Here is a 26115-nt window from a genome sequence, read left to right as displayed (position 1 = left end):
CTCAAGTCATTAATTGGGGAACTCAGCCACGCTGCAGCACCTTGCCCAGGCAGACGGACTGCGCCGCGCCCACGTATTTTCCCCAGGGCGTGACGGGAGCGTAACCATGCTTGCGGTAAAAGGCCACGGCGCGCGTGTTGATCATGCGCGTGGACAGGCAAACAGTCCGGTAGCCCAGCTTGCGCGCTTCGGCTTCGGCGTGGGCCAGCAAGGCCGCGCCCACGCCGGCGTTGCCGGGGCGCGCATACATGCGCTTGAGCTCGGCCGTGGTACCGCCTTGTTCGCCCAGCGGACGCAGGGCGGCGCAGCCGAGCAGCTGGCCGGCGCCATTTTTGGCCACATAAAAACCACCGCGCTCATCCGGCACCTCGGCATCGAACGAGGCGCGGCCGCTGTCGCCGCTGATGGCGTGCAGCGCGCTGGACAATTCGTCCTGCAACAGCCGCGCCTCGGCACTGCTGGCGCTGGCTGCCGCAATGATGATGCCGGACGCGGCGCTCACACTGTTTAGCCGCGCAGCTTGGCAAACGCCGCCGCCATGCTGCCGGCCGGTTCCGGCGCATGGCGCGCTTGCGACTGGTGCTGGGCCATGCTGCGGCGGTCGTTGCGGTCGCCTTTTTGCTCGGGCTTGCTGCCGGCCTGCGGCGCGCTGTCCGTCAGGCGCATGGTCAGCGCGATGCGCTTGCGCTTTTCATCGACTTCCAGCACTTTCACGCGCACGACCTGGCCGGCTTTCACCACCGTGTGCGGATCCTTGACGAAGGTGTTCGACAGCGCCGAGATATGCACCAGGCCGTCCTGGTGCACGCCGATATCGACAAAGGCGCCAAACGCGGCCACGTTGGTGACCACGCCTTCGAGGATCATGTCCGGGCGCAGGTCGCGGATTTCTTCCACGCCTTCCTTGAAGGTGGCGGTGGTAAATTCAGGACGCGGGTCGCGGCCCGGCTTTTCCAGCTCTTTCAAAATATCGCTAATGGTCGGCACGCCGAAGGTTTCGTCGGCGTACTTGGACGGATTCAGGGTTTTCAACAGCGACGTTTCGCCGATCACGGCCTTGATGTCCTTCTTGATATCAAACAGGATCTTTTCCACCAGCGGATACGATTCCGGGTGGACCGCCGAGGCGTCGAGCGGATTGTCGCCGCCCATCACGCGCAGGAAGCCGGCCGCCTGTTCGAACGTTTTATCGCCCAGGCGCGGCACGCCTTTCAGGGCCGCGCGCGAGGTGAACGCACCCTTCATGTCGCGGTAGCTGACGATGCTTTGCGCCACGCTGGCCGACAGTCCCGACACGCGCGCCAGCAGCGGCGCCGAGGCCGTGTTGACGTCGACGCCGACGGCGTTCACGCAGTCTTCCACCACCGCGTCGAGCGAGCGTGCCAGCTGGCTCTGGCTCACGTCATGCTGGTACTGGCCCACGCCGATCGATTTCGGGTCAATCTTGACCAGTTCGGCCAGCGGGTCCTGCAGCCGGCGCGCGATCGAGACGGCGCCGCGCAGCGACACATCCATGTCCGGCAATTCTTTCGAGGCGAATTCGGAGGCCGAGTACACCGACGCGCCCGCTTCCGAGACGACGATCTTCGTCATCTTCGCTTCCGGATGCTGTTTGATCAGATCCTGCGCCAGTTTGTCGGTTTCGCGCGAGGCGGTGCCGTTGCCGATGGAAATCAAGGACACATTGTGCTTGGCGGCCAGGCGGCCCAGGGTATGCAGCGAACCGTCCCAGTCGTTCTTTGGCTGGTGCGGGTAGATCACGGCAGTGTCGACCACCTTGCCGGTGGCGTCGACCACGGCCACTTTCACGCCCGTGCGCAGGCCCGGGTCCAGACCCATGGTGGCGCGCTGGCCGGCCGGCGCGGCCAGCAGCAGCGCCTTCAGGTTGGTGGCAAACACATTGATGGCGTCCTGCTCCGAGCGTTCGCGCAGCGCACCCATCAATTCGGTTTCCAGGTGCATGAAGCTTTTTACGCGCCAGGTCCAGCGCGCCGTGTCCGCCAGCCATTTGTCGGCCGGGCGGCCCTGGTTCCTGATGCCGAAGCGGGCGGCGATGCGCCCTTCGCACGGATTGTGCGGCGCATCCCATTTCGGTTTTTCCGCTTCCGTATCGAGGCGCAAGGTCACGTCGAGGATGCCCTCGCGGCGCCCGCGCAGCAGGGCCAGCGCGCGGTGCGATGGCACTGTGGCAATGGTTTCCGAGTAATCGAAATAATCGGCGAATTTTTCGCCTTCGTCCTGCTTGCCCTCGACCACTTTCGATTCGACCACGCCGTGTTCCTGCACATATTCGCGCAGGGTTTGCAGCAAATTGGCGTCTTCGGCAAAGCGCTCCATCAGGATCTGGCGCGCGCCATCGAGCGCGGCCTTGGTATCAGGCACGCCCGGGTTATTGCCGTCGGCACTCGTAAACGCGTCGCGCAGGAACTTGCCCGCTTCCATCTCCGGCGTCAGTTCCGGGTTGCCCAGCAGGCAGTCGGCCAGCGGCGTCAATCCCGCTTCGATGGCGATCTGCGCCTTGGTGCGGCGCTTCTGTTTATACGGCAGATACAAGTCTTCCAGGCGGGTCTTGTCTTCGGCGTGCATGACGGCGTCGAGCAGGGCCGGCGTCATTTTGTTCTGTTCGGTGATCGAGGCCACGATGGCGGCGCGGCGCTCTTCGAGTTCGCGCAGGTAGCGCAGGCGCTCTTCGAGCAGGCGCAGCTGGATATCGTCCAGGCCGCCGGTCGCTTCCTTGCGATAGCGGGCGATAAAGGGCACGGTGGCGCCTTCGTCGAGCAGTTCGATGGCGGCGGCAACCTGCACCGGTTTGGCGGCAAGTTCAAGGGCAAGACGTTGTTCGATGGTGGGCAGCATGGTTGTTTCCAAAGCGATCAAGGCTGGAATGATACGCAATCGGCGCGATTGTGTCAGTCTTTGGACAGTGTGCGCGGCGGAACTGATATTGAATAAGCTATTCGGCCCGGTATGAAGGATAATATTGCCTGTTGCCGTTTTTGATACACACTCATACCCTCATGCGTACCATGGATTTTACCCGCGACGACATCAGTGACACCCCTGCCGCACCGGCCAGCGCGCCGGGTGGGCCATTGCCCTACGCTGTCGCCACCTGGCTGCAGCGCGTGGAGGCCGCCGCCCATCCCAAGCCCGTGCTGCCGCTGGCCGAACCCGATCCCAAGCTCACTGCGCACCGGCTGATCTATGTGCTGGCGCCGACCAGCGGTGGGCGCCATGTGGCGCTGTGCCTGTACAAGGCGCGGCTGCGGCCGAATGGCGATGTGGCGGCGGCCAGCCCCATCAGCGAGATCTTTTCGCTGCTGTCGGCGCCGCCCACGTTTTTGACGCCGGCGGACGAAGACCTGGTGCGCTTCTTTGTGGCCATGCGCACGGGGCAAAATTCGCAGACGGGCAGCGCCACCGAGCCGAAAGGCAAAGTTGGCGCCGCATTGCTGGGCATGCTGGCCGAGCAGGACAAGCTGTTGTGGGCCAATTCCTGGGCCGATGTCGGCAACGGCCTGGTGTATCCGCTGAAGGAGGGTCCGGTGCGCCCGGCGCGGCTGTTCTGGCGCGATGAGGGCAAGACCATGCGCCTGGGCTGGCAGGTCGATCCGCCGGAGGGCGTGAGCCATCATGGCGCCGACCAGATCGACTACATGCTGCCGACCGATCCGCCGTGGTATATCGACAATCTGTCGTGCGGCGTGCTGGAACTGAACCAGGGCGGCTCCGATATTTCGCTGGCCGACCTGCAGGCGCTGGTGGCGCAGGCGCCGCCCTTGAACGCCAACGACAAGGTGCGCGTGTCGCAACTGCTGCTGGCGCAGGGCTTGCAGCATCTGATGCCGCTGCCGCAGCCGTTGCCGCAGCGCTTGCGCAAGGATGTGCCGGCCACGCCGGTACTGCTGATGGACAGCGCCATGCTGGCCGACGGCAGCGTGCAGCGCTGGCATGATTTCGCGGTGCTGTCGTTTGACTACGATGGCGAAAGGGTGTCGTTCGATCCATCCCAGCGCGTGGTGCGCCAGGTCGGCGAGGTGACGGAAATTATCCAGCGCAACACGGTCGATGAAGCGCGCGCGCTGGCGCTGCTGGCCGAACTGCAATTCAAGAAGCCCGGTTCGGCGCCCTTGAGCGGACTGAAAGGCGCCTTGCTGCTGCCGAGCCAGGCCGAATGGCTGCGCTTTGCCGACGCCGGCATCGATACCCTGCTCGACGCCGGCTGGATCGTGGAAAAAACCGCCAAGTACCGCTATGACGTGGTCGAGGTCGACGACTGGTACGCCGACATCGACGACCAGGATCCGGACAGCGGCAACGCCTGGTTCGAGCTGGAACTGGGCATCGTCGTCAACCACGAACGCGTGCCGCTGCTGCCGGTGCTGGTGCAACTGATCCGCAATGCGCCAAACGACTTCAATCCGAAGATCATCGATGCGCATGCCGACGACGACCAGATGCTGGCCACCCTGCTTGATGGCACCCGCGTGGCGCTGCCGTGGGGCAGGGTGCGTCCTATTTTGAATACCCTGGGCGAGCTGTATTTCAACGACAAGATCAAGCGCGCCGTGCGCATGTCGACCCTGGACGCGGCGCGCCTGGAAGAGCTGGCGCGCGGGCTGGAACTGCGCTGGACCGGTGGCGAGCAATTGCGCGCCATGGGCCGCAAGCTGAGCCAGTTCGGCGCGGTGCAGAAAGTGGCGGCGCCCGCCGGCCTGCAGGCCACCTTGCGCGACTACCAGGCCGATGGCCTGGCGTGGATGCAGTTCCTGCGCGACCATGACCTGGCCGGCATCCTGGCCGATGATATGGGTCTGGGCAAGACGGTGCAGACCCTGGCGCATATCCTGATCGAAAAAGAAGCGGGGCGGCTGACGCATCCGGCGCTGGTGATCGCGCCGACCAGCCTGATGGGCAACTGGCAGGACGAGGCGGCCAAGTTTGCGCCCAGCCTGAAAGTGCTGCTGCTGCAGGGAAAAGACCGCGCCCAGCAATTCGACCAGATCGACGATTGCGACCTGGTGCTGACCACCTATGCGCTGCTGCCGCGCGACGAGGAAATCTTGCGTGAGCACGATTTCCACCTGGTGATCCTCGACGAATCGCACTACATCAAGAATACGCGCAGCAAGGCGGCGCAAAGCGCGGGCCTGCTGCGCGCGCGCCACCGCCTGTGTTTGTCCGGCACGCCGCTGGAAAATCACCTGGGCGAACTGTGGTCGCAATTCCATTTCCTGCTGCCCGGTTTGCTCGGCGACGAGAAAACCTTCAATACCCAGTTCCGCCATCCGATCGAACGCCAGGACGATCCGCTGCGCCGCATGCTGTTGAATCGCCGCATCAAGCCCTTCCTGCTGCGCCGCACGAAAGACAACGTCGCCAAGGAATTGCCGCCAAAGACAGAAATGGTGCGCAAGGTCGAACTGACGGGGCCGCAGCGCGACCTGTACGAAACCGTGCGCCTGGCGATGGACCAGAAGGTACGCGAGGAAATCGACAAGAAGGGCGTGGCCCGCAGCCAGATCGTGATCCTCGAAGCGCTGCTCAAACTGCGCCAGGTGTGCTGCGATCCGCGGCTGGTGAAATCCCTGCCGGCAAAAAAACAGGCGGCCGGTTCGGCCAAGCTGCTCGATTTGATGCAGATGGTGGAAGACCTGCTCGACGAAGGACGCAAGATTCTGGTGTTCTCGCAATTTACCAGCATGCTCGAACTGATCGAGGAAGAACTCGAATCGCGCGACATCCCGTATGCCTTGCTGACCGGCGAAACCAGGGACCGCAGCGCGCAAGTGGCGGCCTTCCAGCAGGGCGCCGTGCCGATCTTTCTGATCAGCCTGAAAGCCGGTGGCGTGGGCCTGAACCTGACCGCCGCCGACACGGTGATCCACTACGATCCGTGGTGGAATCCGGCCGCCGAAAACCAGGCCACCGACCGCGCCTGGCGCATCGGCCAGGACAAGCCCGTGTTCGTCTACAAGTTGATTGCCAAGGGCACGCTGGAAGAAAAAATCCAGTTGCTGCAGCAAAAGAAATCGGAGTTGGCGCAATCGATCCTGGCCGAAGGCGAGTCGCAGAAAATGGCGCTCACGCAAGAGGACCTGCAGCAAATCTTCGCCCCGCTCGAGGATTGAGCGCGCTTATACTGGTGCATTGAATCAATGCCAGGTACAAGCATGCTGACTATCATCCTGTTGCTGCTGGCCGGCGCCATCCTGATGGCGCTGCGTTTCGTGCAATTGCGCCGCGCCCTGCTGCGCGCACGCGCGGGCGAAACACAGTTCCACCTGCTGGCCGAGCACAGCCGTGATGCACAATTCCTGCTCGACGCCAGCACCTTTGAATTGCTCTATATTAGCCCTGCCGCCCGGCACATGTCGGGCCTGGAGCTGCCTGCCTTGCAGGAACATGCGGCGCTGTTGTGTGCCGATGTGCCGGCCCGCCTGCAGCGCTGGCAGGGCGGCGACAGCAGCCGCCTGACCTTGACGCGCGAAGCGGAACTGGCGCACCGCGATGGCCGCATGCTGGCCCTGGAAATCACCTCTACCCTGGTCGAGCGCATGGCGGGGCGTCCCTGGACGCTGGTCGGCAGCGTGCGCGACGTAACCGAGGCGCAGCAGGAAGAAGCGCAGCGCGCGGTCGAACAAAAACGCTTCGCTTCCATGCTGTCGCATGAATTTCGCACGCCCCTGGCCACCATCGACGGCGCCGCGCAGCGCCTGGTGGCGACCGGCGGCGGCGCCGACGAGGCCACGCGCAAGCGCTATGCCAAGATACAGGCGGCGGTCGACCGCTTGTTGGCCATGATCGACGACTATCTGTCGCCCGAACGCATGGCGGCGATTGGCCGCGAGCGCGCCGCCGACGGCATCGCGCCGTTGGCGCTGCTGCAGCAGGCGGCCGCCACGGTGCCGGCCAGCCATCCGGTACAACTGCAGCTCGATGAGGACTTGCCGGCGCGTCTGCGCTGCGACGTGGCGGGCATGGCGCTGGCCTTGAAAATCCTGCTGGAAAACGCCGTCAAATTCAGTCCGACCGGCAGTTCGATCACGCTCGAAGGCCGGCTGGCGCAGCAGGGCGGGGTGGCGCTGGTGGTGCGCGACTGCGGACCCGGCGTGCCCGAGGCCGAGATGGCGCACGTCTTCGACAAGGGCTACCGCGGCAGTGTTGCCGCTGGCCTGCCAGGCGCGGGACTGGGCCTGTACATGGCGCGCGCCGTGGTCGAGGTGCACGGCGGCAGCTTGCTGCTCGAAAACCGCGAAGACGGTGGTACGGCGTTTTGTATTTGGCTGCCGCTGCCGGTGGCCGCCGGGAAAAGCCTTGCTTCCGCTGAAGTCAACCGTGATAATTCCTTGACGTAGACCTGCCCTGCCATCCATGATGGTGCAAGAGTGCATGGCAAGGTTTGCCTCACGAAATGCTTATTAACCGAAGAATGGCGTAGCAATGACGAAAATACTGATCGTCGAAGACAATCTGGACTACGCAGAAGACATGGCGGAGTTCCTCGTTGAGCTCGAGCATGAAGTCCATATCGCCAGTTCGGCCGGCGATATGTGGGCCGCGCTCAGCCACGGCAATGTCGATGTGGTCGTGCTCGATCTGGGCTTGCCCGACGAAGACGGCTTCAATGTCATCCCGCGCATGCGCCAGCTGTATCCGCAGATCGGCGTGCTGGTGCTGACAGGCCGTGTCGCCTTTGACAGCCGCATCCTCGGCCTGCGCCTGGGCGCCGACCACTATCTCACCAAGCCGATCAAGTTCCCCGAGCTGGCCGCCCATATCGAGGCGCTCGACCGCCGGGTCGGTCCGCAGGAATCGGCCGCGCCCGAGCCGGGCAAGTGGACCCTGAAAGTGAGCGCGCGCCAGCTCGAACTGATGGGTTCAGTGATCGCCCTGACTGAAAAGGAATTCAATTTCCTGCACTTGTTGACCATCAATACCCGCCCGGTGCCGCGCGACGTGATCGTGGCCGGCATGGGCGGCGACGATCCCGATGCGGGCCGCCGCGTCGACATGCTGGTGTATCGCCTGCGCAAGAAAGCCAAGACGGGACTGGGACAGGACCTGCCGCTGCGCAGTGCCTATGGCGAAGGCTACAGCCTGTCGGCCAGTTTCAATCTGTCCTGACGACAGTGGCGCCACAATAAAAGGGACGGAGTCGTTCCTTTTTTTTCGTCTGCGAAAAAAATCGGGGCCAGAGTCGTGTTGCTCTCCTCAACATGTGTAGAATCAAGGCATCAGCCTTATTTTGCGACTTTGCCATGGCCCGCCTGCCCCGTCTCATCATTCCCCATCTGCCTCATTACGTCATCCAGCGCAGCAGCAATCAGCAGCCGGTGTTCCAGGACAGCGTTGACTACACGCAGTTCCTCGCCTGGCTGAAAACCGGCGCCAAAATGTTCAAGGTGGCCGTCCACGCCTATGTTTTATTGCCCGATCAGCTGCATTTGCTGGCCACGCCCGGCGATGCCACGGGCCTGGGCCAGCTGATGCAGTGGCTGGGGCGCTATTACGTGCCCTACTTTAACCAGAAGTATGGCCGTGAAGGGGCACTGTGGCAGGGACGCTACAAAACTTCGGTCATTGACGCGGAGCATTTCTTCCTGCTTTCCTGTCACTATCTGGAGATGGTGCCGGTGCGGGCGGGCCTGGCGGCCCAGCCGCTCGACTACCCGTGGTCCAGCCACGCCCACCATGCCGGCGTACAGCCTGACCCCATCGTCACCGACCATGCGCTGTACTGGGCGCTGGGCAATACTCCGTTCGACCGCGAGGCGGCCTATCTGCGCCTGGTCGAGCAGGGCCTGGGAAGCGGCCAGGTGCGGGCGCTGGAGGCGGCGGTACTGAAGGGCTGGCCGCTCGGTGCGGACGCCTTCAAGCAGGCGCTGGAAGTGAAAATGAAACGCCAGGTACTGCCGGCCAAACGGGGCCGGCCGCGCAAGCTCGCGGCCGAGGGCAGCTGAAACACAGCAGACTGAACAAGACGCATTTTCATTGATGGCCTTATTACTATGTCCCTATTAAATTTTGATAGCGACAAATTCAAATTTAATTCGACTCCGACCCTGATTGTTTTAGTTGAGTTTTCTGCTGCATTGCACTACTCTAGTTTTTCGATAGTCATCTGCAGCGGAGAAGCCCATGAAAGCGCAAGGCCTGTACGACCCAGCCAATGAACACGATGCCTGCGGCGTCGGTTTCGTCGCCCATATCAAGGGCAACAAAACCCATTCGATCGTCGAACAGGGTTTGCTGATCCTGAAAAATCTCGATCACCGGGGCGCCGTCGGCGCCGATGCGCTGATGGGCGATGGCGCCGGCATCCTGATCCAGATTCCCGACCAGTACTACCGCGAAGAGATGGCCAAGCAGGGCGTGGAGTTGCCGCCGCCTGGCGAATACGGCGTGGGCATGGTGTTCCTGCCGAAGGAGCACGCCTCGCGCATCGCTTGCGAACAGGAAATCGAACGCGCCGTGCGCATCGAAGGCCAGGTCATCCTCGGCTGGCGCAACGTGCCGATCGATACCGACATGCCGATGTCGCCGACCGTGCGCGCAAAAGAGCCCGTGATCCGCCAGATCTTTATCGGCCGCGGCCCGGACATCATGGTCACCGATGCGCTCGAGCGCAAGTTGTATGTGATCCGCAAATCGTCGGGCCACGCCATCCAGGCCCTGAAACTGCTGCATGGCAAGGAATTCTTCGTGCCGTCGATGTCGGCGCGCACCATCGTCTACAAGGGCCTGCTGCTGGCCGACCAGGTCGGCGTCTACTATAAAGACCTGCAGGACGCGCGCTGCATCTCGGCGCTGGCGCTGGTACACCAGCGTTTCTCGACCAATACCTTCCCGGAATGGCCGCTGGCCCACCCGTACCGCCTGATCGCCCACAACGGCGAGATCAACACCGTGAAAGGCAACTTCAACTGGATGCGCGCGCGCGAAGGCGTGATGAAATCGGCCGTGCTGGGCGACGATTTGCAGAAACTGTTCCCACTGATCTATGAAGGCCAGTCCGACACCGCCTGCTTCGACAATGCGCTCGAACTGCTGCTGATGGCCGGCTATCCGATCGCCCAGGCGATGATGATGATGATTCCGGAAGCGTGGGAAAACCACACGACGATGGACGACAACCGCCGCGCCTTCTACGAATACCACGCCGCGATGATGGAACCCTGGGACGGCCCGGCCGCCATGGCGTTTACCGACGGGCGCCATATCGGCGGCACGCTGGACCGCAATGGCCTGCGTCCGGCCCGCTACATCGTCACCGACGACGACCTGGTGGTGATGGCGTCGGAATCGGGCGTGCTGCCGATCCCGGAATCGAAGATCATCCAGAAATGGCGCTTGCAGCCTGGCAAAATGTTCCTGATCGACCTCGAAGCGGGCCGCATCATCGACGACCAGGAACTGAAAAACACCTACGCCAACGCCAAGCCCTATAAAGCGTGGATCAACTCGGTACGCATCAAGCTCGACGAAATCAAGATGGCCGACGGCCTGCTCAAGCAGGACCGCGCCCAGGGTGAAAAAGCCCAGCCGTCCTTGCTCGACCGCCAGCAGGCCTTCGGTTACACCCAGGAAGACCTGAAATTCCTGTTGGCGCCGATGGCCGCCGCCGGCGAAGAAGCCACCGGCTCGATGGGCAATGACTCGCCGCTGGCCGTCATGTCGAACAAATTGAAGCCGCTGTATAACTACTTCAAGCAGCTGTTCGCGCAAGTGACCAACCCGCCGATCGATCCGATCCGCGAAGCGATGGTGATGTCGCTGGTGTCGTTTATCGGCCCGAAACCGAACTTGCTCGACACTAACAACGTCAACCCGCCGATGCGCCTGGAAGTATCGCAGCCGGTGCTGGGCTTTGAGGACATGGCGCGCCTGCGCAATATCAGCGCCCACACGGGCGGCAAGTTCAAGTCGTATGAACTCGATATCTGCTACCCGCTGGCCTGGGGCAAGGAAGGCGTGGAAGCATGCCTGGCCTCGCTGTGCGCCGAAGCGGTCGACGCCGTCAAGTCGGGCCACAATATCCTGATCATCTCGGACCGCGCCATCTGCGCCGAGCAGGTCGCCATTCCGGCGCTGCTGGCCACCTCGACCGTGCATCAGCACCTGGTCAGCAAGGGTCTGCGCGCGTCGGCCGGCCTGGTGGTGGAAACCGGTTCGGCCCGCGAAACCCATCACTTCGCCTTGCTGGCAGGCTATGGCGCGGAAGCCGTCCATCCTTACCTGGCAATGGAAACCCTGGTCGAGCTGGCGCACGGCCTGCCGGGCGAGCTGTCGGGCGAGAAGGCGATCTATAACTACACCAAGGCAGTGGGCAAGGGCTTGATGAAAGTCATGTCGAAAATGGGCATTTCGACCTACATGTCCTATTGCGGCGCACAGATTTTCGAAGCCATCGGCCTCAATAAATCGCTGGTCGACAAGTATTTCAAGGGCACGGCCTCGAACGTGGAAGGCATCGGCGTGTTTGAAGTGGCGGAAGAAGCGCTGCGCCTGCATAACCTGGCTTTCGGCAATGACCCGGTCCTCGCTGACAAGCTCGACGCCGGCGGCGAATACGCCTTCCGCGTGCGCGGCGAAGACCATCTGTGGACGCCGGACGCGATTGCCAAGCTGCAGCATTCGACCCGCGCCAACAATTTCTCCAGCTACAAAGAGTACGCCCAGATCATCAACGACCAGAGCCGTCGCCACCTGACCCTGCGCGGCCTGTTCGAGTTCAGGCTCGACCCGACCAAGGCGATCGCGCTCGAGGAAGTGGAACCGGCCAAGGAAATCGTCAAGCGTTTCGCCACCGGCGCCATGTCGATGGGCTCGATCAGCACCGAAGCGCACGCCACCCTGGCCGTGGCCATGAACCGTATCGGCGGCAAGTCGAACACGGGCGAAGGCGGCGAAGATCCGTCGCGCTATGCGATGGAACTGAAAGGCATCAAGATCAAGCAGGGCGAGACCATGGCCTCGATCATGGGCAAGGAGCAGATGGTGGTCGACATTGCCTTGCAAGAAGGCGATTCGCTGCGCTCGCGCATCAAGCAGGTCGCGTCGGGCCGCTTCGGCGTCACCGCGGCCTACCTGAACTCGGCCGACCAGATCCAGATCAAGATGGCGCAAGGCGCGAAACCTGGCGAAGGCGGCCAGCTGCCCGGCCATAAAGTGTCGGAATATATCGCCACCCTGCGCTTCTCGGTGCCAGGCGTAGGCCTGATATCGCCGCCGCCGCACCACGACATCTATTCGATCGAAGACCTGGCGCAGCTGATCCACGACTTGAAGAACGCCAATCCGCGCGCCTCGATCTCGGTGAAACTGGTGTCGGAAGTCGGTATCGGCACGGTGGCCGCCGGCGTGACCAAGGCCAAGGCCGATCACGTGGTGGTGGCCGGCCATGACGGCGGCACGGGCGCCTCGCCTCTGTCGTCGGTGAAACATGCCGGCACGCCATGGGAGCTGGGCCTGGCCGAAACCCAGCAGACCCTGGTCTTGAATGGCCTGCGCAGCCGCATCCGCGTGCAAGCCGACGGCCAGATGCGTACCGGCCGCGACGTGGTGATCGCCGCCTTGCTGGGCGCCGACGAAATTGGTTTCGCCACCGCGCCGCTGGTGGTCGAAGGCTGCATCATGATGCGCAAATGCCACTTGAACACCTGTCCGGTGGGCGTGGCCACGCAAGATCCGGTGCTGCGCGCCAAGTTCTCGGGCAAGCCCGAGTATGTCGTCAATTACTTCTTCTTCGTGGCCGAAGAGGCGCGCCAGTTGATGGCCCAGCTGGGCATCCGCACCTATGACGAGCTGATCGGCCGCGTCGACCTGCTCGACAAGTCGAAGGCGATCACGCACTGGAAGGCGCAGGGCCTGGATTTCTCGGCCATCTTCCACAAGCCGGAAACGACGGGCGACCAGGCCTGCCGCCATGTGGAAAACCAGGACCACGGCCTGGAAAAAGCGCTCGACCACAAGCTGATCGCGCAAGCGCGCGCCGCGCTGGAGAAGGGCGAACGCGTGTCCTTCATCTCGCCGGTGCGCAACGTCAACCGCACGGTCGGCACCATGCTGTCCGGTGAAGTGGCGAAAAAATACGGCCATGCCGGCTTGCCGGACGACACCATCCACATCCAGCTGCAAGGCACGGCCGGCCAGTCGGCCTGCGCCTTCCTGGCGCACGGCATCACGATCGACCTGGTCGGCGAAGGCAACGACTACGTCGGCAAGGGCTTGTCGGGCGGGCGCATCATCGTGCGGCCAAATACCGAGTTCCGCGGCTGGGCGGTGGACAACATTATTATCGGCAACACGGTGCTGTACGGCGCCGTCGCCGGCGAAGCCTTCTTCAACGGCGTGGCGGGCGAACGCTTTGCCGTGCGCAACTCGGGCGCCACCGCGGTGGTCGAGGGCCTGGGCGACCATGGCTGCGAATACATGACCGGCGGCACGGTGGTGGTGCTGGGCGCGACGGGCCGTAACTTTGCGGCCGGCATGTCGGGCGGCGTGGCCTACGTATATGACCCGGCGGGCGACTTTGCCAGCAAGTGCAACACCGCCATGGTCAGCCTCGACAAGGTGGTCTCGGCCAGCGAACAGCAAGCGCAGCGCGACGCCTGGCACGCCCAGCAGCGCAATGGCACGCCGGAAGCCGATGAAGTGATCCTCAAGCGCCTGATCGAGCGTCACTTCAAGCACACGGGCAGCACCCGCGCCCGCGTCCTGCTCGACGACTGGGCAGTGGCGCGCGGCAAATTCGTCAAGGTCTTCCCGAACGAATACAAGCGCGCACTGATCGAAATGGCCGCCGACGCCGCACAGGAAGTGCAAGCCGTCGCCGCCTGAGCCAGCTGAAACAATGTGACCAGGGAGCGGCCAGGCCGCTCCCCGCCAGCCAAATATAAAGGAATCATCGTGGGTAAAATCACCGGCTTCATGGAATTCAAGCGCCAGGACGAACACTATCTGGAGCCTGCCGCGCGTCTGAAGAACTACAAGGAATTCGTGCTGCACCTGTCGGACGCGCAAGCGACCGTGCAGGGCGCGCGCTGCATGGATTGCGGCATCCCGTTCTGCAACACGGGTTGCCCGGTCAACAACATCATCCCCGACTGGAACGACCTGGTCTACCGCGGCGCCTACCGCGAAGCGCTCGACGTTTTGCATTCGACCAATAACTTCCCGGAATTTACGGGCCGCATCTGCCCGGCGCCGTGCGAAGCGGCCTGCACCCTGGGCATCCACGAAGATCCGGTTGGCATCAAGTCGATCGAGCATAAAATCATCGACATGGGCTGGGAGCATGGCTGGGTCACGCCGCAGCCGGCGTCGTTCAGGACCGGCAAGAAAGTGGCCATCGTCGGTTCCGGCCCTGCCGGCCTGGCGGCGGCGCAGCAGCTGGCGCGCGCCGGCCATGCCGTCACCGTGTTTGAAAAGAGCGACCGGGTCGGCGGCCTGCTGCGCTACGGCATTCCCGACTTCAAGATGGAAAAGTCGCATATCGACCTGCGCGTGAAACAGATGGAAGCCGAAGGCGTGGTGTTTCGCACCAGCGTACTGGTGGGCAAGGATTTCCCCGCCCATGTGAACAACTGGGCCAAGGAAACGATTTTCCCGGAAGACCTGGAAAAGGAATTCGACGCCGTCATCATGGCCGGCGGCGCCGAGCAGCCGCGCGACTTGCCGGTGCCGGGCCGCGAATTGAAGGGCGTGCATTTCGCCATGGATTTCCTGCCGCTGCAAAACAAGGTCAACGCCGGCGACAAGGTCAAGGACCAGATCAAGGCTGCCGGCAAGCACGTGGTGGTGATCGGCGGCGGCGACACGGGTTCGGACTGCGTGGGGACTTCGAACCGCCAGGGCGCCGCTTCGGTGGCCCAGTTCGAACTGATGCCGATGCCGCCGGAACAGGAAAACAAGCCGCTGGTCTGGCCTTACTGGCCGACCAAGCTGCGTACCTCGTCGTCGCACGAGGAAGGCTGCGAGCGCGACTGGGCGGTGGCCACCAAGCGTTTCGAAGGCAAGGGCGGCAAGGTTGAAAAGCTGATCGCCTGCCGGGTCGAATGGAAAGACGGCAAGATGAGTGAAGTGCCGAACTCGGAATTCGAGATGAAGGCCGACCTGGTGTTCCTGGCGATGGGCTTTGTGTCGCCGGTGCAGCAGGTGCTCGAGGCGTTCGGCGTCGACACCGACGCGCGCGGCAACGCCAAGGCCACCACCGAAGGCGAACGCAGCTATTACACCTCGGTGCCGAAAATCTTTGCCGCCGGCGACATGCGCCGTGGCCAGTCGCTGGTGGTGTGGGCGATTCGCGAAGGACGCCAGTGCGCGCGCGCCGTCGACGAGTTCCTGATGGGCGCTTCCTTGCTGCCGCGCTAAAAAATAAGCGAGCACTCGCTCGCTTTGCAGGCAAGGCCACACCGCACACCGCGGCGTGGCCTTTGTTGTTTTGTTCGCCGCATCAAGCGGCCCGCGAGGGGTCGGATCTTTACACGCTTTTTACACTAAAATATCTGACTTTCGATTCATTAGTGTTGTATTCTTCCCCTTGCCAAGATCTTGGCTAGGGGTGCCTCAGCAGAGATTGGCGTTTCTGCACTACAATACGCCATTAAAATAGTGAGCCTCGTCGTGCCAAATCTTGTTGAAATCCGCGATTTACACTTTGCCTATGGAGAACGTTCGATTTTATCGGGCCTTCAAATGGATTTCCCACGTGGAAAAGTTGTGGCCGTCATGGGTGGCTCCGGCAGTGGCAAGACAACCGTACTGCGCCTGATCGGCGGCCAGTTGCGCCCCAGTTCCGGCGCGGTCAATGTGGACGGCCAGATTGTGCACACGCTCGATACCGAGCAGCTGTATCTGATGCGCCGCAAGATGGGCATGCTGTTCCAGCACGGCGCCTTGTTTACCGACCTGACGGCGTTTGAAAACGTTGCTTTTCCGCTGCGCGAACATACCGACCTCACCGAAGAGCTGATCCGCACCCTGGTGCTGATGAAGCTGCACGCGGTCGGTCTGCGCAATGCGGCGCAACTCAAACCTGCCGAGATTTCAGGCGGCATGGGCCGGCGCGTGGCGCTGGCGCGGGCGATTGCGCTCGACCCCGAATTGATTATGTACGACGAGCCGTTTGCCGGCCTCGACCCCATCTCCATGGGCGTGACCGCCAACCTGATCCGCAATCTGAACGATGCGCTCGGCTCCACGTCCATCCTGGTATCGCACGATGTAAAGGAGTGTTTTGCCATCGCTGATTACGTCTATTTTCTGTCATCGGGCAAAATCGTGGCGCACGGCACGCCGGCCGAGATGGCCGTGTCGACCCATCCGTACGTGAAACAGTTCGTCAATGCGGAAGCGGACGGCCCGGTGCCGTTCCACTATCCGGGCAAGACCCTGGCCGACGATCTGGGCCTGCAGGCGGGGGGCGGCCGATGATCGTGCGTTTTCTGGCGGCTATCGGAGCATGGTTGCGTCGTTCCATCGAGGACCTGGGCTTTGCGGTACGGTCTTTCTTTATTATCGTGGCCGCTTCGGGCGGCCTGTTTCGCCGGCCGCGCCTGGTCGTGGAACAGTTGTTTTTTGTCGGCAGCCGCTCGCTGGTGATCACCACCGTGTCCGGCCTGTTTGTCGGCATGGTGCTGGGGCTGCAAGGTTATTACACCTTGACCACCTATGGCGCGACGCAGTCGCTGGGCCAGCTGGTGGCGCTGTCGCTGATGCGCGAACTGGGGCCGGTCGTGACCGCCCTGCTGTTTGCGGGCCGCGCCGGCACGTCGCTGACGGCCGAAATCGGCCTGATGAAGGCGGGCGAGCAATTGTCGGCCATGGAAATGATGGCCGTCAACCCGATCCAGCGCGTGCTGGCGCCGCGCCTGTGGGCCGGCGTGATCGCCATGCCGGTGCTGGGCGGCATTTTCACGGCGGTGGGCATTATCGGCAGCTATCTGGTGGGCGTGGTGCTGATCGGCGTTGACGAAGGGTCGTTCTGGTCGCAAATGCAGGCAGGCGTCGATCTGTGGAAAGATATCGTCAACGGCACCTATATCAAGAGCATGGTGTTCGGCATTGCCGTGACGTTTATCGCCCTGTTCCAGGGCTACCAGGCACAGCCGACGCCGGAAGACGTGTCCGGCGCCACCACCCGCACGGTGGTTATCTCGTCGCTGATGGTGTGGTGGCTGGATTTCATGATGACCGCTGTGATGTTCAGCAAGTAATTTCGTAAAAGCAAGAAAATCAGCCGCCTGCACACGGTTTGCGCAGGGGGCGGCAAGTAAAAATTATTTAGGATTGTTTATGCAACGTAAATCTCTGGATGTCTGGGTAGGCTTGTTTGTCTTGCTGGGCGTGGCGGCAGTGATGTTTCTGGCGTTCAAGGCTGGCAATATGAGTTCGCTGTCTTTCACCGATACGTATACTATTACGGCGCGGTTCGACAATATCGGCGGCCTGAAACCGCAGGCGCCTGTCAAGGGCGCCGGCGTGGTGGTTGGCCGGGTGTCGGAAATCGTGTTTGACGACAAGACGTATCAGGCGCAGGTCAAGATGGACATCGAAGAAGGTTACAAATTTCCGAAAGATAGCTCGGCCAAGATTTTGACGGCCGGTCTGTTGGGTGAGCAGTATATCGGCCTGGAAGCGGGCGGTGATCTGGCAAACCTGGCGGAGGGCGACAAGATTGCCCGCACTCAATCGGCCACAGTGCTGGAAGACCTGATCAATCAGTTCATCTACAGCAAGGCAGCGGACGGCAAGGACAGCAAATGAGCGAGTCGAACATGAATACTGTAGCAAATGCGGGCCGTATCGCCCTGGTTCTGGCCATGGCCGCCACCCTGAGCGCCTGCGCCAGCAGCGGCAACCCGCGCGACCCGTTGGAGGGTTACAACCGCGCCATGTTCACCTTCAACGACAAGGTCGATGAGGTGGCCCTGAAACCGGTGGCGACGGCCTACAGGAATGTGCTGCCGTCGTTCGTGCAGACCGGCGTGGGCAATTTCTTCGGCAACTTGTCCGATGTCTGGAGCGCGGCCAATAACCTGCTGCAAGGCAAGGGTGAAGCGGGCCTGCAGGACATCGTGCGCGTGAGCATGAACTCGACTTTCGGTATCTTCGGCCTGATCGACATCGCCTCGCAGGCGGGCGTGCCGAAGCACAATGAAGACTTCGGCCAGACCCTGGGCTGGTATGGCGTCAATCCGGGCCCCTACGTGGTGCTGCCGCTGCTGGGACCGTCGACCATGCGCGACACCGTCGCCCTGCCGCTCGACGTGGTGGGCGATCCATGGCGCTACAAGGACCCGAGCAAGGTGCGCAATATCGGCACGGCCACGCGCATTATCGACAAGCGCGCGGCCTATCTCGACGCGACCAACCTGATGGAAGCGGCGGCGCTCGACCGTTACCAGTTCGTGCGTGACGGCTACCTGCAGGCGCGTGAAAGCAAGGTCTTCGACGGCGATACCAGCCGCGGCGACGACAAAGCGCCAAAAAACGACAGCGGCGCGATCGATGACGACAGCAGCTTGAAAGCGGCACCGGTGGCCGCAACTATGGCACCGGCTGCCGGTCTCGTAACATCTGGTAGCAATACTGTTGCCGCCGAGGCCAGGACGCAATAGTAGACTAGCGTTACCGCATCGTCATTTACCCTGCGCGACAGGCGGCGTTCGATATGCAACGCCGTCCTGCGCATGGCAAGACCACCAGAAAGGTACAACCATGAAATTGATGAAACAACTGCTCGCGATGGCCACCATCGCGTTTGCCACCGCCACCCAGGCCGCCGCGCCCGCCACCGAAGCGCCTGACGCGCTGGTCAAGCGCATCAGCCAGGACGTGATCGACACGGCCAAGGCCGACAAGGGCATCCAGGCTGGCGACATCAACCGCGTCAACCAACTGGTCGAAACCAAGATCCTGCCGTATGTGGACTTTCAGCGCATGACCGCGCTGGCCGCCGGCCGCCACTGGCGCACCGCCACGCCGGACCAGCAACAGCGCTTGCTGGCCGAGTTCCGCACCCTGCTGGTCTACACCTATTCGGGCGCCCTGTCGCAGATCAAGAATGAAACCGTGGAATTCAAGCCGCTGCGCGCCGCTGCCGATGACACCGAGGTCGAAGTGCGTTCGCAGGTCAACGTGGCCCGAGGCGAACCGGTGCCGCTGAACTACCGCGTGGCCAAGACGCCGACCGGCTGGAAGATCTATGACATCAACGTGCTGGGCGCCTGGCTGGTGGAAACCTACAAAAGCAGCTTCAACAGCGAAATCAGCAAGGGCGGCTTCGATGGCCTGATCAAGGCGCTGGCCGACAAAAACAAGGCCCTGGCCGCTCGTCCTTCGGCCAAAGCCAAATAATCGGCTATCATACCAGCTCCCGCACCCGACCAGCGCAGCCCGACGCCATGCCAGACTCTCTCGACACCTTGCAGTCCCTGACTTCCCTGACCGTGCACAACGCCACGTCGGCGTTGGAGCAGGGCCTGGACGCCATCCGCTCGGGCCAGACGAAGTTTGACTTGCGCAACGTGAAAGCCGTCGATTCGGCGGCCGTCTCGGTGATGCTGACGTGGCAGCGCGCGGCGCAGGAAGCGGGCGCCGTGCTGGAGCTGAACAACCTGCCGACCAACCTGAAAAACCTGACCAAGCTGTATGGCGTGTGCTCGCTCGTGTCGAGCACGCTGTCGGCCGAGGACTGCGGCACCGCCGGCACCCATGCCGCGCGCAGCCCGTCCGACCTGCATCATCATTGATCCTGTCCCACTCCCCGCATCAGCAGTAGCTATCAAGCCGGCCGTGCTAGCGCGCCGCCGGACTGATCTCCAAGTGTTCCACGAATTTTCCAACTATAATTGACTGTTGCGCCATCTTCAACAGAAAGACGGCGCCCGGCGTCGGCCTGACCTTACACCGGCAAGCGGCGCATCACACCAGAACACAAGCACATGACCGCAATTCAAATCACGAATGTCGAAAAGAGCTATAAATCGCTCAAAGCGCTGGGCGGCGTCTCGCTGGCGATCGAGGAGGGCGAGTTTTTCGGCCTGCTCGGCCCCAACGGCGCCGGCAAGACCACCCTGATTTCCATTATCGCCGGCCTGATCCGGCCGGACGCCGGCAGCGTCACCATCCAGGGCCATGACGTGGTCAGGGATTTCCGCAATGCCCGCCGCAGCGTCGGCGTGGTGCCGCAGGAACTGGTGTTCGATCCCTTCTTCACGGTGCGCGAGACCTTGCGCCTGCAATCCGGCTACTTCGGCCTGCCGAACAACGACAAGTGGATCGACGAGGTGATGGAAAACCTCGACCTCACCGGCAAGGCCGACACCAATATGCGCGCGCTGTCGGGCGGCATGAAGCGCCGCGTGCTGGTGGCCCAGGCGCTGGTGCACAAGCCGCCCGTGATCGTGCTCGACGAGCCGACCGCCGGCGTCGACGTCGAACTGCGCCAGACCTTGTGGAAATTCATCTCGCGCCTGAACCGCGAAGGCGGCCACACGGTCGTGCTGACCACCCACTATCTGGAAGAGGCACAGGCGATGTGCCAGCGCGTGGCGATGCTGAAAACCGGCAAGGTGGTGGCGCTCGACACCATGTCGGCGCTGATCCGCCGCATCGCCGGCTCGCAGCTGCAGCTGCACCTCAAGCACGGCACCTTGCCGGCCGATTTGCGGCATCTGCTGCTGCACCCCGAAGAGCCGCATGCGCCCAACAAGTTCAGCCTGCGCGTGAACGAATACAGCGAAGTCGAAGGCATCCTGGCGCGCCTGCGCCAGTCGGGCGCCGAGATCGATGAAATGCAGTTGCAACAAGCTGACCTGGAAGATATCTTCTTGCAGATCATGGATAAAGGTACCGTATGATGTCGTCAGGCTTTCGCACCCTCGTCTATAAAGAGACCCTGCGCTTCTGGAAAGTGGCGACGCAAACCGTGGCCGCGCCCGTGCTGACCTCGATGCTGTACCTGCTGGTGTTCGGCCATGTGCTCGACGGCCGGGTCGAGCCGAGCCCCGGCATCAGCTATACCGCCTTCCTGATTCCGGGCCTGGTGATGATGAGCGTGCTGCAAAACGCGTTCGCCAATTCATCGTCCTCGCTGATCCAGTCCAAGATCACCGGCAACCTGGTGTTCGTGCTGCTGACCCCCTTGTCGCACTGGGAAATCTTTTCGGCGTATGTACTCGCTTCGGTCGCGCGTGGCCTGGCGGTGGGCTTCGGCGTGTTTGCCATCACGTACTGGTTCGCCGACCTGTCGTTCGTGGCGCCCTTGTGGATCGTCGTGTTCGCCTTCCTGGGCGCGGCCATGCTGGGCACCATGGGTCTGATCGCCGGCATCTGGGCCGAGAAATTCGACCAGCTGGCCGCCTTCCAGAACTTCCTGATCATGCCGGCCACGTTTTTGTCGGGCGTGTTCTATTCGATCCACTCGCTGCCGGCGTTCTGGCAGACGGTATCGCATTTGAACCCCTTCTTCTACATGATCGACGGTTTCCGCTACGGCTTTTTCGGCACTTCCGACGTCAGCCCATGGTTGAGCCTGTCGATTGTCGGCGGCTTCCTGGTGATCCTGTCGCTGGCCTCGATCCGCCTGCTGCAAAGCGGCTACCGATTGCGGCACTGATGGGCGCTACGCCGCCACTGCAACCTTCTACCCAATTCAATATCCAAGGACTTATCGTGACCACTACGCCAGAACTGATCCACGGCTATCTGCAAGCCGGCCTCGAATGCACCCACCTCGAAGTGGAGGGCGACGGCCAGCACTTCCAGGCCATCATCGTCTCGCCGCAATTCGCCGGCAAGCGTTTGATACAGCGCCACCAGATCGTCTACGCGGCGCTGGGCGACCGCATGCGCGAAGAAATCCACGCGCTGTCGATGAAGACCCTGACACCTGAAGAATACCAAGGATAAGCAATGGACAAGCTCCTGATCAACGGCGGCAACCGCCTGAACGGCGACATCGCCATCTCCGGCGCGAAAAATGCCGCGCTGCCCATCCTGTGCGCGGGTCTCCTGACCGCCGGCGACCTGGAACTGTCGAATGTGCCGCATCTGCACGATGTCGCCACCATGCTCAAATTGCTGGGCCAGACCGGCCTGAAAGTGCGGCAGGACGGCGACCGCGTGGTGCTCAACGGCAGCAATATCACCTCGCTCGAAGCGCCGTACGACCTGGTGAAAACCATGCGCGCCTCGATCCTGGTGCTGGGCCCGCTGCTGGCGCGCTTCGGCGAAGCGAAAGTGTCGCTGCCGGGCGGCTGCGCCATCGGCTCGCGTCCGGTCGACCAGCATATCAAGGGCCTCGAAGCGCTGGGCGCCGAGATCCGCATCGAAGCGGGCTATATCTACGCCAAGTGCGCCAAGCTCAAGGGCGCGCGCATCGTCACCGACATGATCACCGTTACCGGCACGGAAAACCTGCTGATGGCCGCCACCCTGGCCGACGGTGAAACCATCCTGGAAAACGCCGCCTGCGAGCCGGAAGTAACCGACCTTGCCAACCTGCTGGTGGCGATGGGCGCGAAGATCGACGGCATCGGCACCAGCCGCCTGGTGATACAGGGCGTGGCCGAGCTGCATGGCGCGGCCCACGCGGTAATTGCCGACCGTATCGAAACCGGCACCTTCCTGTGCGCGGTGGCGGCCACCGGCGGCGACATCACGCTGCGCAATGTGCGCACCGACATTCTCGACTCGGCGCTCGACAAGCTGCGCGCGATGGGCCTGACGATGACCTTTGGCGCCGACTGGATCCGCGCTGAAATGTCGGCCCGTCCGAATCCGGTGAGTTTCCGCACCACCGAATACCCGGGTTTCCCGACCGACATGCAAGCGCAGTTCATGGCGGTCAACACGATCGCCAATGGCGCCAGCCGCGTCACCGAAACCATCTTTGAAAACCGCTTTATGCATGTGCAGGAAATGAACCGCCTGGGCGCCGACATCACCATCGAAGGCAATACGGCCAGCATCGCCGGCGTCAAGCAGCTGCGCGGCGCGCCCGTGATGGCGACCGATCTGCGCGCCTCGGCCTCGCTGGTAATCGCGGCCCTGGCCGCCGACGGCGAAACCCTGATCGACCGCATCTATCACCTCGACCGCGGCTACGACCGCATGGAAGTCAAACTGTCGGCGGTTGGCGCCAACATCGTGCGCATCAAATAAAGAAGACAAGAACATGAATGGTTTGAACAATGACTCGCAGCTGATCCTGGCGCTGTCGAAGGGCCGCATTTTCGACGACACCATGCCGCTCCTGGAAGCGGCCGGCATCCGCGTGCTGGAAAACCCGGAAACCTCGCGCAAGCTGATTTTGCCGACCAACGATCCGAACGTGCGCGTCATTATCGTGCGCGCCAGCGACGTGCCGACGTATGTGCAGTATGGGGCGGCCGATTTTGGCGTGGCCGGCAAGGATGTGCTGCTGGAACACGGTGGCGAAGGCCTGTACCAGCCGATCGACCTGAACATCGCCGCCTGCCGCATGTCGGTCGCGGTGCAGGCCGGGTTTGACTACGAGAAGGCGGTGCATCAGGGCGCGCGATTGCGCGTGGCCACCAAGTTCGTGCATACGGCGCGCGAGCACTTTGCCGCCAAGGGCGTGCACGTCGACCTGATCAAGCTGTATGGCTCGATGGAACTGGCGCCGCTGGTCGGCCTGTCCGACGCCATCGTCGACCTGGTCAGCACCGGCAGCACCCTGCGCGCGAACAACCTGGTGGAAGTCGAACACATCATGGAAATCTCGTCGCGCCTGGTGGTCAACCAGGCGGCCCTGAAACTCAAGCGCGCGCGCCTGCAACCGATCATCGAGGCGTTTGAACGCGCATCACAGTCAAAGTAATCAAGCAGGAAATCATCATGCCGATACAGATACGCAAGCTCGATTCAAGCCAGGATGGCTTTCAACAGTCGCTCGACACGCTGCTGGCGTTCGAAGCGGGCACCGACGACGCGATAGAAACCTCGGTCGCCAAAATCCTGGCCGACGTGAAAGCGCGCGGCGACGCCGCCGTGCTGGAATACACCAACCGTTTTGACCGCATCCCGCATGGTGGCGCGGCCGAAATGGCGGCTTTTGACATCTCGCAAGCCGAACTGCGGTCGGCGCTCAATGGCCTGCCGTCGGCCCAGCGCGAAGCGCTGCAGGTCGCCGCCCAGCGCATCCGCGTGTTCCATGAGCGCCAGCGCGACGAACTGCAGGGGTTTACGTATACCGAGCCTGATGGCACGGTGCTGGGCCAGAAGATCACGCCGCTGGACCGCGTCGGTATTTACGTGCCGGGCGGCAAGGCAGCGTATCCGTCGTCGGTGCTGATGAACGCGATTCCCGCCCATGTGGCGGGGGTGGCCGAGATCATCATGGTGGTGCCCACGCCTGACGGCATCAAGAACCAGATGGTGCTGGCCGCCGCCGCGATTGCCGGCGTGACGCGGGTGATCACCATCGGCGGCGCGCAAGCCGTCGGCGCGCTGGCCTATGGCACGCGCACGATCGCCGCCGTCGACAAGATCGTCGGTCCCGGCAACGCCTATGTGGCCGCCGCCAAGCGCCGCGTGTTCGGCATCGTCGGCATCGACATGATCGCCGGCCCGTCGGAAATCCTGGTGCTGTGCGATGGCAGCACCGATCCGGACTGGGTGGCGATGGACCTGTTTTCGCAGGCCGAGCACGACGAACTGGCGCAGGCGATCCTGCTGTGCCCCGATGCGCAGTACATCGCGCGCGTCGAGGAAAGCATTGCCAGGCTGCTGCCGACCATGCCGCGCCAGGCCACCATCAGCACCTCGCTGGCCGACCGTGGCGCCCTGATCAAGGTGCGCGACATGGAAGAAGCGTGCGCGATTGCCAACAGCATCGCCGCCGAACACCTGGAAATTTCGGCGGACAATCCGCAGCAGTGGGCCGATAAAATCCGCCATGCGGGCGCCATGTTCCTCGGACGCTTTTCGTCCGAATCGCTGGGCGACTATTGCTGCGGTCCCAACCACGTGCTGCCGACCTCGCGCACGGCGCGCTTTTCCTCGCCGCTGGGCGTGTACGACTTCCAGAAGCGCTCGTCGATCATTCATGTCAGCGAAGCCGGTGCGCAAACCCTGGGCAAGGTCGCCGCCACGCTGGCTTATGGCGAAGGCTTGCAGGCGCACGCGCGCAGCGCCGAACTGCGTTTGAAGCCGCAATGACGCCGCCGGCGCCGGCGCAGGACTGGATCAACCGGGTCTGGTGCGAAGACGCGCTGGCCGGGCTGGCGCGCATTCCCGATGGCGCGGTCGACCTGATCCTGACCGATCCGCCGTACAACCTGGGCAAGGATTACGGCAATGCCTCGGACCAGCAGACGGTGGCCGATTACCTGCGCTGGACCGAGCAGTGGATCGATGCGGCGCTGCCCAAGCTCAAGGCCAACGGCAGCCTGTATATTTTCACCACCTGGCGCTTTTCGCCCGAAATCTTCGTCATGCTCAAGCAGCGCATGGCGATGATGAATGAAATCATCTGGGACCGCCGCGTGCCATCGATGGGCGGCAGCGTGCGCAGCTTTTCATCGGTGCACGACACGATCGGCTTTTTCGTCAAGCGCAAGGATTATTACTTCGACCTCGACGCGGTGCGCATCGCGTATGACGCGGCGACCAAGAAGGCCCGTTCGCGCTCGATCTTCGTCGGCGCCAAATGGCTGGAAGTGGGCTACAACCCGAAGGATTTGTGGAGCGTGTCGCGCCTGCACAAGGAGCATCCGGAACGGGCCGACCACCCGACCCAGAAACCGCTCGAAATCATCGAGCGCATGGTGAAAGCATCGTGTCCGCCCGGCGGCGTGGTGCTCGACCTGTTCATGGGCAGCGGCACCACGGCGCTGGCGGCCAAGCGCTGCGGACGCGATTTCGTCGGTTTTGAGCTGAACTCCGATTACTGCGCCATTATCGAACAGCGCCTGGCGGCGCAGGAACAGGAACAGGAACAGGATGCGGCAGTGCCAGCGCCGGCGAAAAAGAAAACCGCCAGCAAGCCGGCCGTCAAAAAGCCGGCCGCCAGGAAAACCCGCCGCGCCGCCGTGCCCGAAGACGCCGCCGTTTAATTTCATTCATGTCAGGAGTGTTTGCAGC

At 62.7% G+C, this 26115-nt stretch carries 21 protein-coding genes; 19 read left to right on the top strand and 2 right to left on the bottom strand.

The features are described from left to right. Positions 1–22: 22 nt before the first annotated feature. Entirely contained in the window at positions 23–502 is a 480-nt protein-coding gene (locus tag ASR47_RS04635; protein WP_245714256.1) for a GNAT family N-acetyltransferase, read from the bottom strand. Between the two features lie 5 nt (positions 503–507). Then, positions 508–2856, bottom strand: a complete 2349-nt coding sequence (locus ASR47_RS04630) for a Tex family protein (protein WP_065306586.1) — start codon at positions 2854–2856, stop codon at positions 508–510. A 170-nt stretch (positions 2857–3026) separates the two neighbouring features. On the opposite strand from ASR47_RS04630, the gene ASR47_RS04625 reads away from it, so the two are divergent. The 19 genes from ASR47_RS04625 (at position 3027) to ASR47_RS04535 (ending at position 26087) form a co-directional block, all read left to right on the top strand. Beyond that, positions 3027–6131 (top strand): DEAD/DEAH box helicase, encoded by a 3105-nt coding sequence (locus ASR47_RS04625; RefSeq protein WP_065306585.1) that lies wholly within the window; start codon positions 3027–3029, stop codon positions 6129–6131. A 42-nt stretch (positions 6132–6173) separates the two neighbouring features. After that, positions 6174–7358: a PAS domain-containing sensor histidine kinase gene (locus tag ASR47_RS04620; RefSeq protein ID WP_065306584.1), complete on the top strand. Its 1185-nt coding sequence runs from the start codon at positions 6174–6176 to the stop codon at positions 7356–7358. An 85-nt stretch (positions 7359–7443) separates the two neighbouring features. Then, positions 7444–8127, top strand: coding sequence for a response regulator transcription factor (locus ASR47_RS04615; protein ID WP_065306583.1), 684 nt, complete (start codon positions 7444–7446; stop codon positions 8125–8127). A gap of 134 nt (positions 8128–8261) precedes the next feature. Further along, positions 8262–8963, top strand: coding sequence for a transposase (locus tag ASR47_RS04610; protein WP_065306582.1), 702 nt, complete (start codon positions 8262–8264; stop codon positions 8961–8963). A gap of 178 nt (positions 8964–9141) precedes the next feature. After that, a complete protein-coding gene (locus tag ASR47_RS04605) occupies positions 9142–13842 on the top strand; it encodes a glutamate synthase-related protein (protein WP_065306581.1) in 4701 nt (1566 codons plus the stop codon). Positions 13843–13911: 69 nt separating this feature from the next. Continuing rightward, positions 13912–15375, top strand: coding sequence for a glutamate synthase subunit beta (locus ASR47_RS04600; protein ID WP_065306580.1), 1464 nt, complete (start codon positions 13912–13914; stop codon positions 15373–15375). A gap of 252 nt (positions 15376–15627) precedes the next feature. Beyond that, positions 15628–16437, top strand: coding sequence for an ABC transporter ATP-binding protein (locus ASR47_RS04595; protein WP_065306604.1), 810 nt, complete (start codon positions 15628–15630; stop codon positions 16435–16437). Then, positions 16434–17219, top strand: coding sequence for a lipid asymmetry maintenance ABC transporter permease subunit MlaE (mlaE, locus tag ASR47_RS04590; protein ID WP_065306579.1), 786 nt, complete (start codon positions 16434–16436; stop codon positions 17217–17219). Before ASR47_RS04595 ends, mlaE begins: the two co-directional genes overlap by 4 nt. A gap of 79 nt (positions 17220–17298) precedes the next feature. Continuing rightward, complete coding sequence (mlaD, locus tag ASR47_RS04585) at positions 17299–17769, top strand: outer membrane lipid asymmetry maintenance protein MlaD (RefSeq protein WP_065306578.1); 471 nt, start codon at positions 17299–17301, stop codon at positions 17767–17769. A gap of 11 nt (positions 17770–17780) precedes the next feature. Then, a complete protein-coding gene (locus ASR47_RS04580) occupies positions 17781–18623 on the top strand; it encodes an MlaA family lipoprotein (protein ID WP_245714255.1) in 843 nt (280 codons plus the stop codon). Positions 18624–18723: 100 nt separating this feature from the next. Then, a complete protein-coding gene (locus ASR47_RS04575) occupies positions 18724–19362 on the top strand; it encodes an MlaC/ttg2D family ABC transporter substrate-binding protein (protein WP_065306576.1) in 639 nt (212 codons plus the stop codon). A gap of 47 nt (positions 19363–19409) precedes the next feature. Then, positions 19410–19757, top strand: a complete 348-nt coding sequence (locus ASR47_RS04570) for an STAS domain-containing protein (protein WP_065306575.1) — start codon at positions 19410–19412, stop codon at positions 19755–19757. 192 nt (positions 19758–19949) lie between these two features. Further along, entirely contained in the window at positions 19950–20867 is a 918-nt protein-coding gene (locus ASR47_RS04565; protein ID WP_065306574.1) for an ABC transporter ATP-binding protein, read from the top strand. Next, positions 20864–21625 carry an ABC transporter permease gene (locus ASR47_RS04560; RefSeq protein ID WP_065306573.1) on the top strand — a complete coding sequence of 254 codons (762 nt, stop codon included), beginning with the start codon at positions 20864–20866 and terminating at the stop codon, positions 21623–21625. Before ASR47_RS04565 ends, ASR47_RS04560 begins: the two co-directional genes overlap by 4 nt. Positions 21626–21681: 56 nt before the next feature. Next, the gene (locus ASR47_RS04555) at positions 21682–21918 is read left to right on the top strand and encodes a BolA family protein (protein WP_065306603.1); all 237 of its coding nucleotides are present in this window, start codon (positions 21682–21684) and stop codon (positions 21916–21918) included. Positions 21919–21921: 3 nt separating this feature from the next. Then, positions 21922–23172: a UDP-N-acetylglucosamine 1-carboxyvinyltransferase gene (murA, locus tag ASR47_RS04550; protein ID WP_065306572.1), complete on the top strand. Its 1251-nt coding sequence runs from the start codon at positions 21922–21924 to the stop codon at positions 23170–23172. Between the two features lie 13 nt (positions 23173–23185). Next, entirely contained in the window at positions 23186–23851 is a 666-nt protein-coding gene (gene hisG / locus ASR47_RS04545) for an ATP phosphoribosyltransferase (protein WP_065306571.1), read from the top strand. Positions 23852–23868: 17 nt separating this feature from the next. Then, positions 23869–25191, top strand: a complete 1323-nt coding sequence (gene hisD, locus ASR47_RS04540) for a histidinol dehydrogenase (protein ID WP_065306570.1) — start codon at positions 23869–23871, stop codon at positions 25189–25191. Further along, positions 25188–26087, top strand: a complete 900-nt coding sequence (locus ASR47_RS04535) for a DNA methyltransferase (protein ID WP_065306569.1) — start codon at positions 25188–25190, stop codon at positions 26085–26087. Before hisD ends, ASR47_RS04535 begins: the two co-directional genes overlap by 4 nt. Positions 26088–26115 lie beyond the last annotated feature (28 nt).

Source organism: Janthinobacterium psychrotolerans (genome assembly GCF_001677885.1).
Lineage (GTDB): Bacteria > Pseudomonadota > Gammaproteobacteria > Burkholderiales > Burkholderiaceae_D > Janthinobacterium > Janthinobacterium psychrotolerans.
This window is presented reverse-complemented; position numbering and strand designations above follow the sequence as displayed.

Bases quoted from the DNA above. Each gene is read 5' to 3' on its own strand.
- ASR47_RS04630 (WP_065306586.1), bottom strand. From the start codon at position 2,856: ATGCTGCCCACCATCGAACAACGTCTTGCCCTTGAACTTGCCGCCAAA.
- ASR47_RS04625 (WP_065306585.1), top strand. From the start codon at position 3,027: ATGGATTTTACCCGCGACGACATCAGTGACACCCCTGCCGCACCGGCC.
- ASR47_RS04620 (WP_065306584.1), top strand. From the start codon at position 6,174: ATGCTGACTATCATCCTGTTGCTGCTGGCCGGCGCCATCCTGATGGCG.
- ASR47_RS04615 (WP_065306583.1), top strand. From the start codon at position 7,444: ATGACGAAAATACTGATCGTCGAAGACAATCTGGACTACGCAGAAGAC.
- ASR47_RS04610 (WP_065306582.1), top strand. From the start codon at position 8,262: ATGGCCCGCCTGCCCCGTCTCATCATTCCCCATCTGCCTCATTACGTC.
- ASR47_RS04605 (WP_065306581.1), top strand. From the start codon at position 9,142: ATGAAAGCGCAAGGCCTGTACGACCCAGCCAATGAACACGATGCCTGC.
- mlaE (WP_065306579.1), top strand. From the start codon at position 16,434: ATGATCGTGCGTTTTCTGGCGGCTATCGGAGCATGGTTGCGTCGTTCC.
- mlaD (WP_065306578.1), top strand. From the start codon at position 17,299: ATGCAACGTAAATCTCTGGATGTCTGGGTAGGCTTGTTTGTCTTGCTG.
- ASR47_RS04580 (WP_245714255.1), top strand. From the start codon at position 17,781: ATGAATACTGTAGCAAATGCGGGCCGTATCGCCCTGGTTCTGGCCATG.
- ASR47_RS04575 (WP_065306576.1), top strand. From the start codon at position 18,724: ATGAAATTGATGAAACAACTGCTCGCGATGGCCACCATCGCGTTTGCC.
- ASR47_RS04570 (WP_065306575.1), top strand. From the start codon at position 19,410: ATGCCAGACTCTCTCGACACCTTGCAGTCCCTGACTTCCCTGACCGTG.
- ASR47_RS04565 (WP_065306574.1), top strand. From the start codon at position 19,950: ATGACCGCAATTCAAATCACGAATGTCGAAAAGAGCTATAAATCGCTC.
- ASR47_RS04560 (WP_065306573.1), top strand. From the start codon at position 20,864: ATGATGTCGTCAGGCTTTCGCACCCTCGTCTATAAAGAGACCCTGCGC.
- murA (WP_065306572.1), top strand. From the start codon at position 21,922: ATGGACAAGCTCCTGATCAACGGCGGCAACCGCCTGAACGGCGACATC.
- hisG (WP_065306571.1), top strand. From the start codon at position 23,186: ATGAATGGTTTGAACAATGACTCGCAGCTGATCCTGGCGCTGTCGAAG.
- hisD (WP_065306570.1), top strand. From the start codon at position 23,869: ATGCCGATACAGATACGCAAGCTCGATTCAAGCCAGGATGGCTTTCAA.
- ASR47_RS04535 (WP_065306569.1), top strand. From the start codon at position 25,188: ATGACGCCGCCGGCGCCGGCGCAGGACTGGATCAACCGGGTCTGGTGC.